Origin of the sequence: Streptomyces sp. M-16 (genome assembly GCF_052114405.1) — a bacterium.
Classification (GTDB): Bacteria; Actinomycetota; Actinomycetes; order Streptomycetales; family Streptomycetaceae; genus Streptomyces.
On sequence record NZ_JBFRER010000022.1, the window covers coordinates 84,282 to 93,288 of the forward strand.

Annotated in this window: 8 protein-coding genes; 3 read left to right on the forward strand and 5 right to left on the reverse strand. The window is 73.7% G+C overall.

Features of this window, described 5'->3' with window-relative positions; genetic code table 11:
- Window positions 1-100: 100 nt before the first annotated feature.
- Window positions 101-1,279 carry an alpha/beta fold hydrolase gene (locus AB4039_RS13165; RefSeq protein ID WP_266843261.1) on the forward strand — a complete coding sequence of 393 codons (1,179 nt, stop codon included), beginning with the start codon at window positions 101-103 and terminating at the stop codon, window positions 1,277-1,279.
- Between the two features lie 31 nt (window positions 1,280-1,310).
- Here AB4039_RS13165 and AB4039_RS13170 read toward each other — a convergent pair whose 3' ends face one another.
- The 3 genes from AB4039_RS13170 to AB4039_RS13180 form a co-directional block, all read right to left on the reverse strand.
- Window positions 1,311-2,591, reverse strand: coding sequence for an HRDC domain-containing protein (locus tag AB4039_RS13170; RefSeq protein WP_442270785.1), 1,281 nt, complete (start codon window positions 2,589-2,591; stop codon window positions 1,311-1,313).
- 124 nt (window positions 2,592-2,715) lie between these two features.
- Window positions 2,716-3,378, reverse strand: a complete 663-nt coding sequence (locus AB4039_RS13175; RefSeq protein ID WP_030234764.1) for a helix-turn-helix transcriptional regulator — start codon at window positions 3,376-3,378, stop codon at window positions 2,716-2,718.
- Between the two features lie 350 nt (window positions 3,379-3,728).
- Window positions 3,729-4,385, reverse strand: coding sequence for a DUF3000 domain-containing protein (locus AB4039_RS13180; protein ID WP_266843263.1), 657 nt, complete (start codon window positions 4,383-4,385; stop codon window positions 3,729-3,731).
- Between the two features lie 91 nt (window positions 4,386-4,476).
- On the opposite strand from AB4039_RS13180, the gene hemE reads away from it, so the two are divergent.
- Window positions 4,477-5,541, forward strand: coding sequence for a uroporphyrinogen decarboxylase (gene hemE / locus AB4039_RS13185; RefSeq protein ID WP_266843264.1), 1,065 nt, complete (start codon window positions 4,477-4,479; stop codon window positions 5,539-5,541).
- A 34-nt stretch (window positions 5,542-5,575) separates the two neighbouring features.
- The gene (locus AB4039_RS13190; protein ID WP_442270786.1) at window positions 5,576-6,709 is read left to right on the forward strand and encodes a DUF7639 domain-containing protein; all 1,134 of its coding nucleotides are present in this window, start codon (window positions 5,576-5,578) and stop codon (window positions 6,707-6,709) included.
- Window positions 6,710-6,713: 4 nt separating this feature from the next.
- Here AB4039_RS13190 and AB4039_RS13195 read toward each other — a convergent pair whose 3' ends face one another.
- Together AB4039_RS13195 and AB4039_RS13200 are read right to left on the reverse strand one after the other, a co-directional pair.
- Window positions 6,714-8,096, reverse strand: a complete 1,383-nt coding sequence (locus AB4039_RS13195) for an FAD-dependent oxidoreductase (protein WP_442270787.1) — start codon at window positions 8,094-8,096, stop codon at window positions 6,714-6,716.
- 74 nt (window positions 8,097-8,170) lie between these two features.
- Window positions 8,171-9,007: DUF4349 domain-containing protein (locus tag AB4039_RS13200; RefSeq protein ID WP_442270788.1), on the reverse strand; the 837-nt coding region annotated here is incomplete at its 5' end.

A 9,007-nucleotide genomic window follows, 5' to 3' on the forward strand; every position in this document is an offset into this window, starting at 1 on the left:
CCCGACGGCCGCGTCGACGGCCCCGGTCGCACGCCTTTGCGGATTCTGTCCCGGTCCCGGGCGTCCGCCCCGGACCCGACCGACGGAACGGACCCCCGCGATGGCCGCACCTGTCCTCACGGACTACTACGTGGAACACAAATCGACGATCCCGGCGAACGCCGGCGAGCTCGTCAAGCTCTTCGTCCGCAGGCGCAACGGCACGCCCTCCGGCGGCACCAGCCGGCCCGTCCTGATGCTGCACGGAAGGAGCGTCCCGGCCCTGGCCGGTTTCGACCTGCAGTACAAGAAGTACAGCTGGGCCGAGGAGCTGGCGAAGAAGGACTTCGACGTCTTCGTGATGGAGCTCCAGGGCTCCGGGCTGTCGACCCGCCCCAAGATGGACGACCACAAGAACGTCAGCCCCGCGCCCGCGCAGCGGGCACTCCTCTCGCCCCACCCGAACGCGAGCCCGTACACGGGCCCGGTGTCCTACGCCTCCCAGCTCAACAACTCCCAGAGCGACTGGGACGAGGTCGACAAGGTGGTCGACTTCATCCTGACGGAGACGGGCGCCTCCAAGGTCGACCTCATCGGCTGGTCGGCCGCGGCCCAGCAGCTCGGGCCCTACACCATCCAGTACCCCGGCAAGGTCCGCAGCCTCTTCCTGCTGGCGCCGATCTTCCCGCCGAACGGCAGGGCGAGCGCGACCGGGACCGACTTCGGCGCGCCGGTGCCGCTGCCGGTGTCCCTTCCGCCGGCGGCCTTCGGCTACCCGATGACCGTCGGTACGAAGGGTGGCCTCGACGCCTCGTGGGGCAACGACCTGAAATGCCCCGACCAGCGCGAGCCCGGGATGGTCGACGAGGTGTGGAAGGCCATCATGGCCGTCGACCCGGTCGGTGCCGGCTGGGGAGGACCCGCGGGGCCCCCGCAGGGTCTGAACCGCATCCGGAACTCGTACTGGTGGGGCTGGAACAAGACCACCGTCCCGCTGCACGACGTCCTCGGCGGAACGGTGCCGGTGTGTCTCGTGTACGGGGAGCACGACTCGATCGTGAACACCGCTCCGGACCTGGGCCTGCTGTACTTCTCGGTCCCCGAGCTCTACAAGGCCATCAAGAAGCCGAAGAAGCTGATGTTCCGGATCGCCTGCGCGGGGCACCAGGCGCCCTGGGAGCGGGTGGCGAACGACGTGCACACCATGTCCGAGCACTGGCTCAAGCAGGGCAAGGTCGACGGCGCGGAAACCGGGAGCTACTACCGGGACGCGGACGGGGCCGTCACTCCCCTGGAGTGAGGGCCCCGTCCGCGTCCGGCGCTCCGGTCGGTCAGGCCGTCGCCGCGAGGGCCGTGACCAGCGCGGGCGTCACCTGTTCGATCTGCCAGGGACGGGCGCCGTAGCCGGCCAGGGCCTCGGCGACCGTGCCGGGCTCCAGTCGCTGCGGGGGCTCCCAGCACAGCCGGCGCACGGTGTCCGGAGTGATCAGGTTCTCCTGGGGCAGGTTCAGCCCCTCGGCCAGTGCCGAGACGGCACTGCGGGCGGCGGACAGGCGCGCGGCGGCGGCCGGGTCCTTGTCCGCCCAGGAGCGCGGCGGCGGCGGGCCCGCCTGGGTCGCCCCCGGCTGCGGCAGCTCGTTCTCGGGCAGGGCCTTGGCCCGGTCCACCGCGGCCATCCACTGGTCCAGCTGGCGCCGGCCCATGCGCTGTCCGTATCCGGGCAGGGCCGACAGGGCGTGGACGTTCGCGGGGAGGGCCAGGGCCRCCTCCACGATCGCCGCGTCGCCGAGCACCTTGCCGGGGGACACGTCCCGGCGCTGCGCGATCCGGTCGCGGGACTCCCACAGCTCCCGGACGACGGCCATCTGCCGGCGCCGGCGCACCTTGTGCATGCCGGAGGTGCGCCGCCAGGGGTCCTTGCGCGGCGGGGCGGGCGGCGCGGAGGCGATCGCGTCGAACTCCTGGCGGGCCCATTCCAGCTTGCCCTGCCGGTCGAGCTCCTTCTCCAGTGCGTCCCGCAGGTCCACCAGCAGTTCCACGTCGAGCGCGGCGTAGCGCAGCCACGGCTCGGGCAGGGGGCGGGTGGACCAGTCGACGGCGGAGTGGCCCTTCTCCAGTACGTAGCCCAGCACGCTCTCGACCATCGCCCCGAGGCCGACCCGGGGGAACCCGGCCAGCCGGCCGGCCAGCTCGGTGTCGAAGAGGGAGGTGGGGGCCATGCCTATTTCGCGCAGGCAGGGCAGGTCCTGGGTGGCGGCGTGCAGGATCCACTCGGTGCCGGACAGCGCCTCTCCCAGGGAGGAGAGGTCCGGGCACCCGACCGGGTCGATCAGCGCGGATCCGGCACCCTCGCGGCGCAGCTGCACCAGATAGGCGCGCTGTCCGTAGCGGTATCCGGAGGCGCGTTCGGCGTCGACGGCCACCGGTCCGGTGCCTGCGGCGAAGGCCGCGACGACCCGGGCCAGCCCGTCCGCGTCGGCCACGACGGGGGGGATCCCCTCGCGGGGTTCTAGCAACGGAACAGGCAGCCCATCGGACGAAACCTCTTCGTCCGGGGGGCCGCCCCCGGTGGTGGTGCGCAGGCCTGCTGCGGTCTCTTGGGCGTCGGTCACCGGTCAAGGGTATCCGTGGATGTGACGCGCCCGTCGCCGGAACGTTCCGTCGACGGGCGCGAGGAGGAGGGGCCGGGTGGCTCCAGGGGTTTCCGGAGCGGTGTCCGGGGGCCTCGGGGCAGGATCAGTGGATGATCCCGGTCCGCAGGGCGACGGCGACCATGCCGGCCCGGTCGCCGGTGCCCAGCTTGCGGGCGATCCGGGCGAGGTGGGACTTGACGGTCAGGGCGGACAGGCCCATCGAGACGCCGATGGCCTTGTTGGACTGGCCCTCCGCGACGAGGCGCAGGACCTCGACCTCGCGGCCGGAGAGCTCTCGGTAGCCGCCCGGGTGGCTCGGGGCACCCGGGGGGCGGCGGTGCATACGGGCGGCGGCGGCACCGATGGGGGCGGCGCCGGGCCGGGTGGGGAGTCCGATGTTGGTCCGCGTACCGGTGACGACGTAGCCCTTCACACCGCCCGCGAGGGCGTTGCGCACGGCGCCGATGTCGTCGGCGGCGGACAGGGCCAGGCCGTTCGGCCAGCCGGCGGCGCGGGTCTCGGAGAGCAGGGTGAGACCRGAACCGTCGGGCAGGTGGACGTCGGCCACGCAGATGTCGCGCGGGCTGCCGACGCGGGGGCGGGCCTCCGCGATGGACGACGCCTCGATCACGTCACGGACTCCGAGGGCCCACAGATGGCGGGTCACGGTGGAACGGACGCGCGGGTCGGCGACGACGACCATGGCCGTCGGCTTGGTCGGGCGGTAGGCGACCAGGCTTGCGGGCTGCTCAAGAAGAACGGACACCTAGGCCTCCTGGGGGAGTGGCGGGACGGCCGGCTGGGGGAAGGAAGCCGGTGCGAACCGTGCGGATGGTCACTGACTCCTTCGGCACGTCACCCGCCCGGCTTTAGGGAATGATCACGATTTGGTGAGTAACAATTCGGGCAATTCGGACGCACGATCGATCAAGGGATGATCAGAAGGCCGCAATCCGCGCACCGTTTCGACAGTCCGCGGCGCACGCGATCGGTCGTTCCCGGCACCGGAGCGCCGCCGGAAGCCGCCCGGCCGCCGCCCGGGCGACGACGGAGCGCGGTCGGAACGCCGCCGGAGCGCGGTCGGACGGCCCCGGCCCACCGCGCGCGGACCGCTTCCTACGGGTGGTGCGGACCGCGCCGCTGTGGCAGGGACACCACACCCGTGGCGGTGTCCGTCGGCCCGACCGGGGGCAGTCCCGCGATCTGGCACAGCAGCTCGCACCAGGCCGCCAGGTGCGCCGGGGTGTCCGGCACCCCGCCCACCCCCTCACGCGGGGTCCACGAGGCCCTGATCTCGATCTGGGTCGCCGGACGCCGCTCCCGCAGCCCGCCGAAGTAGTGCGAGCTCGCCATCGTCACGGTGCCGCTCGCCTCCCCGTACGCCAGCCCGCGGGCCTCCAGCGCCCCCGTCAGCCAGGACCAGCACACCTCCGGGAGGAGGGGGTCCGCGGCCATCTCGGGCTCCAGCTCCGCCCGTACGAGCGTCACCAGCCGGAAGGTGCCCTGCCAGGCGTCGTGCCCGGCGGGATCGTGGAGCAGGATCAGCCGGCCGTCGGCCAGGTCGTCCTCGCCCTCCACGACCGCCGCCTCCAGCGCGTACGCGTAGGGGGCCAGTCTCTGCGGCGGCTTCGTGGGGTCGATCTCGATCCCGGACCGCAGCCGTGCCTTCTTCAAGCCGTCGACCGCCCGGCGGAAAGGGAGCGGGGCCGAGCTCTCCTTCGCGCTGTCCGTACCGTCAGCGCCATCTGAAAATCGTCCCTGAGCCGCAGCCATGCCGGGAAGACTAGGCGGAACGAGCGCCCCGGCGACGCAGGGACACCCGTGCCGGGCCGGGCACTTCTTCATACGTGCGAAGATTTGCCGCGTGAGCGCCACTACCCGCCCCACGGGCCAGCCGAGTCAGACGTACGATTCCGCCTTCCTGAAGGCGTGCCGGCGGGAGCCGGTCCCCCACACCCCCGTGTGGTTCATGCGGCAGGCGGGCCGCTCACTCCCCGAGTACCGAAAGGTGCGCGAGGGCACGGCCATGCTGGAGTCCTGCATGCGCCCCGACCTGGTCACCGAGATCACCCTGCAGCCCGTGCGGCGCCACGGCGTCGACGCGGCGATCTTCTTCTCCGACATCGTGGTGCCGCTGAAGGCCATCGGTGTCGACCTGGACATCAAGCCGGGCGTCGGCCCGGTCGTCGCCAACCCGATCCGCCGCCGCGAGGACCTCGCACAGCTGCGTGACCTCACCCCGGAGGACGTCCCGTACGTCACCGAGGCGATCGGCATGCTCACGGGTGAACTCGGCGGCACGCCGTTGATCGGGTTCGCGGGCGCGCCTTTCACCCTCGCGAGCTACCTCGTCGAGGGCGGTCCGTCCAAGAACCACGAGCACACCAAGGCCCTCATGTACGGGGACCCGGAGCTGTGGGCCGACCTCCTGGACCGCCTCGCCGAGATCACCTCGGCCTTCCTCAAGGTCCAGATCGAGGCCGGCGCCTCCGCGATCCAGCTCTTCGACTCCTGGGTCGGTGCCCTCGCCCCGGCGGACTACCGGCGCTCGGTGATGCCCGCCTCGGCGAAGGTCCTCGCATCCGTCGCCTCGTACGGAGTCCCGCGCATCCACTTCGGCGTGGGCACGGGCGAGCTCCTCGGCCTCATGGGCGAGGCCGGCGCGGACGTCATGGGCGTCGACTACCGGGTCTCGCTGGACGAGGCCGTCCGCCGCGTCGGCCCCGGCAAGGCGCTCCAGGGCAACCTGGACCCCGCCGTCCTCTTCTCCACCACCGAGGCCGTCGAGGCCAAGACCGACGAGGTCCTGGCCGCCGCGGCGGGCCTGGAGGGCCACGTCTTCAACCTGGGCCACGGCGTCCTCCCCACGACGGACCCCGACGCGCTGACCCGCCTGGTGGACTACGTCCACACCAAGACCCGGCGCTGATCCCGCGGGCCGAGACGTCGGTACTGTGCCGTGCATGACATGGCACGGGCCGACGTTTCGCATATCCGACGGGGAAACCGTCGACGGGGTCTGGCGCCTCGTCTGGCGCCGCCACGAGCCCGGCGGTGAGCACCACCCCGATCACCTCTTCGTCTACGCGGACGGCCGGATCACCGTCGGCGCCCACGAGGCCACCGACCTCGCCGGGCTGCGCGAGCGGCTGGCCGCCGGGAAGATCGCGCCCAGCCGGCCCGACGGGCGGCAGCAGCCCGCCGCCGGGGCCCCGAAGTGGGAGTCCCGCTGCCCGGAGCCGCTGACGCGGGAGGGCTTCCTCCTGGAGGTCGCCGACGAGATCACCCGGCTGGCGGGCCGCCCGGGAGCCGGTGACCGCCTCTGGGACGCCGTCCGTGACCACCACCGGGAGCCGACCGAGCACCGGCGGGCCCTGCTCCGGGACGCCTACCTCGACGTCCCCGCCCACCTCAGGGTGTACGCCCTCGGCGACATGGACCTTCAGGACCGCCCGCTGCGGATGCTGCTGACCGACCTCGGGCAGCCCGTGGACGGCGACGGCCCGGTGGCGACGGAAGAGGGCCACCGGTGGGCCCTCGCCTACTTCGACGACGTGTTCGAGGGCGCTGCGCGGCACGAGGAACGGCAGGCCGTGCGGTACGCCGACGAACCGACCGGGGCCCCGCGGCCCCCGGTCGTCCTGCACGAGGTGGCCCACCCCGGCGGGTGGCCCGCCGAGCCGGGCCCCTTCGTCCTGCGCAACGACTACGACGCCCCCTTCGACCACGCCGGGGTGACCTATCCCAGCGTGGTCCACGCCTACTGGGCCCTCTCGGCCGCGGACCCCGCCGACCACGACCTGATCCGCGCCGCGGCCACCGCCCGCGAGGCGCAGGAGGCGGGCGGCCGCGCGGCCCGGCGGGCCGACTGGCCCGCCGTACGGCTCGCCGTCATGGCCGCCCTGCTGCGCGCCAAGTTCGACCGGCATCCCCGCCTGGCCGAGGTCCTGCTCGCCACCGGCGACGCGGGCATCCACTACACCGGCCTCTCCGACGCCCCCTTCTGGCGCGAACAGGGCCGCCGCGGCGGCCGCAACTGGATGGGCCGCCTCCTGGAACTGGTCCGCTCCGAACTGCGCGCCGCGGCCCCCCACTAGCCGGCTAGACCCCCGCCGCCCGTACCGCCGAGACGGCCTTGCGGGCGGCCACCAGCACCGGGTCCCAGACCGGGGAGAACGGCGGGGCGTACCCCAGGTCCAGGGAGACGACCTGGTCCACCGTCATCCCGGCCGTGAGCGCGACCGCCGCCACGTCCACGCGCTTCGCGGCCCCCGCGCCGCCGACGATCTGGACGCCGAGGAGGCGGCCCGTGCGGCGCTCCGCCATCATCTTGACCGTCATCGGCTCCGCCCCCGGGTAGTAGCCGGCCGTGTTCGTCGAGCTGATGGTGGCCGTCACGAAGCGCAGACCCGCCTCCAGGGCGTCCCGTTCGCGCAGCCCCGTACGGGCGATCTCCAGGTCGCAGACCTTGCTGACGGCCGTGCCGACCACCCCGGGGAAGGTCGCGTAGCCGCCGCCCACGTTCGAGCCGATCACCTGGCCGTGCTTGTTGGCGTGCGTGCCCAGCGGGATGTGCCGGGTGCGGCCCGCGACCAGGTCCAGCACCTCCACGCAGTCGCCGCCCGCCCAGACCTCCTCGTGGCCGCGCACCCGCATCGACAGGTCGGTGAGCAGGCCGCCCGAGGTGCCCACGGGGAGGCCCGCCGCGCGGGCGAGGGCGGTGCGGGGCTCCACGCCGAGGCCGAGTACCACCACGTCCGCCGGGTACTCGTCGCCGACCGCCGTGGCCACCGCGACGGCCCGGCCCTCCTCGTCCGTGAGGATCTTCGTCACCTCGGCGCGGGAGACCGTGACGATCCCCATGCGGTTCATCGCGCCGTGCACGAGCCCGCCCATGTCCGGGTCCAGCGTGGCCATCGGCTGCTCGCCCCGGTGCAGGACGGTCACCCCGTAGCCCCGGCGCACCAGGGCCTCCGCCATCTCCACGCCGATGTACCCCGCGCCGACCACCACCGCCCGGCGGCCCGGCGAGCGTTCCAGCGTGTCCATCAGGCGCCGGCCGTCGTCCAGGGTCTGCACCCCGTGCACCCCGTGGGCTCCGATGCCCGGCAGGCGGGGGCGCACCGGGCGGGCGCCGGTCGCCAGGACCAGCTTGTCGTAGGCCGTCCAGGACTCCGCGCCGCTCTCCAGGTCCCGGGCGCGCACCCGCCGGCCGGCCAGGTCCAGCTCCACGACCTCCGTCCGGGTGCGCAGGTCGATGTCCCGGGCCCGGTGCTCCTCGGGCGTACGGGCGATCAGGTCGTCCCGGGCGGCCACCTGCCCGCCGATCCAGTACGGGATCCCGCACGCCGAGTACGAGGTGAAGTGCCCGCGCTCGAAGGCGGTGATCTCCAGCTCCGCCGGGCCCTTCAGCCTCCGGGCCTGCGACGCGGCGGACATCCCCGCCGCGTCCCCGCCGACCACCACCAGTCGTTCCATCGCCATCGTCCGCCCCGTCCCGTTCCGTTTCGTCCCGCGGTCTTCGTCAACCGGGGTCCACGCTACGGGCGCGGGCGCGCTCAGCCCTCAGGATCGGCCACAGCCCCGTCGGAGGCGGGTGCGCCGGTCCCGGCGGGCACCGGCCCGCGGGGCACCTGCGCCGGGACGCGGCCCGGCTTCGCCGGGGCGGGGCGCAGCCGGCGGTACAGGCGGAACCCGAACAGGGCGGCGGCGGCCGTCACCGCGAACGGCAGGATCACGGCGACGGTCAGCGCCAGGTACCGCACGACCGTGGCGAACACCGACCAGCCGCCGCTCAGGGCGTCCCCGAGGGAGGGATCCCCCTCCTCCCGCGTCGTGCGCTCCACCGCGGCCGGCTCCGAGACCGACACCGTGATCGTCCCGAGGGAGGTCTGGTCCTTCAGGGCGGTCTGCTGTGCGATCAGCGACTCCAGGTCCGACTGGCGCCGGCTCAGCTCGCCCTCCAGCATGACCACGTCACCGAGCGCCGAGGCCTTGTCCATCATCTCCCGCACCCGGGCGACGCTGGCCCGCTGCGAGGCGACCCGGCTGTCGACGTCGGCGACCTTCTGGGTCACGTCCTGCGCCTCGACCTTGCGGCCCAGCAGCTTTCCGCTCCCCTCCAGGGCGCCGATCACCGCGTCGAAGCGTTCGCCCGGCACCCGCAGGGTCAGCGTCGAGGCGAGCCGGCCGTCCGCGCCGCGCTGGGTGGACTCGTCGCCCACGTACCCGCCCGCGCCGTCGGCCGCCGTACGGGCCGCGGTGAGGACCTTCTGCGGTTCCGCCGTCTCGATCGAGAGGGTCCCCGTACGGATCACGTTCGGACGGACCGCCGCCGACGGCTGGCCGGCGCCCTTGGCATCGGTCGCCGCCGGGCCCGCCGCCGGGGCCTGCCC

Bases quoted from the DNA above. Each gene is read 5' to 3' on its own strand.
- AB4039_RS13180 (WP_266843263.1), bottom strand. From the start codon at position 4,385: ATGGCTGCGGCTCAGGGACGATTTTCAGATGGCGCTGACGGTACGGAC.
- AB4039_RS13195 (WP_442270787.1), bottom strand. From the start codon at position 8,096: ATGGCGATGGAACGACTGGTGGTGGTCGGCGGGGACGCGGCGGGGATG.
- AB4039_RS13190 (WP_442270786.1), top strand. From the start codon at position 5,576: ATGACATGGCACGGGCCGACGTTTCGCATATCCGACGGGGAAACCGTC.
- AB4039_RS13165 (WP_266843261.1), top strand. From the start codon at position 101: ATGGCCGCACCTGTCCTCACGGACTACTACGTGGAACACAAATCGACG.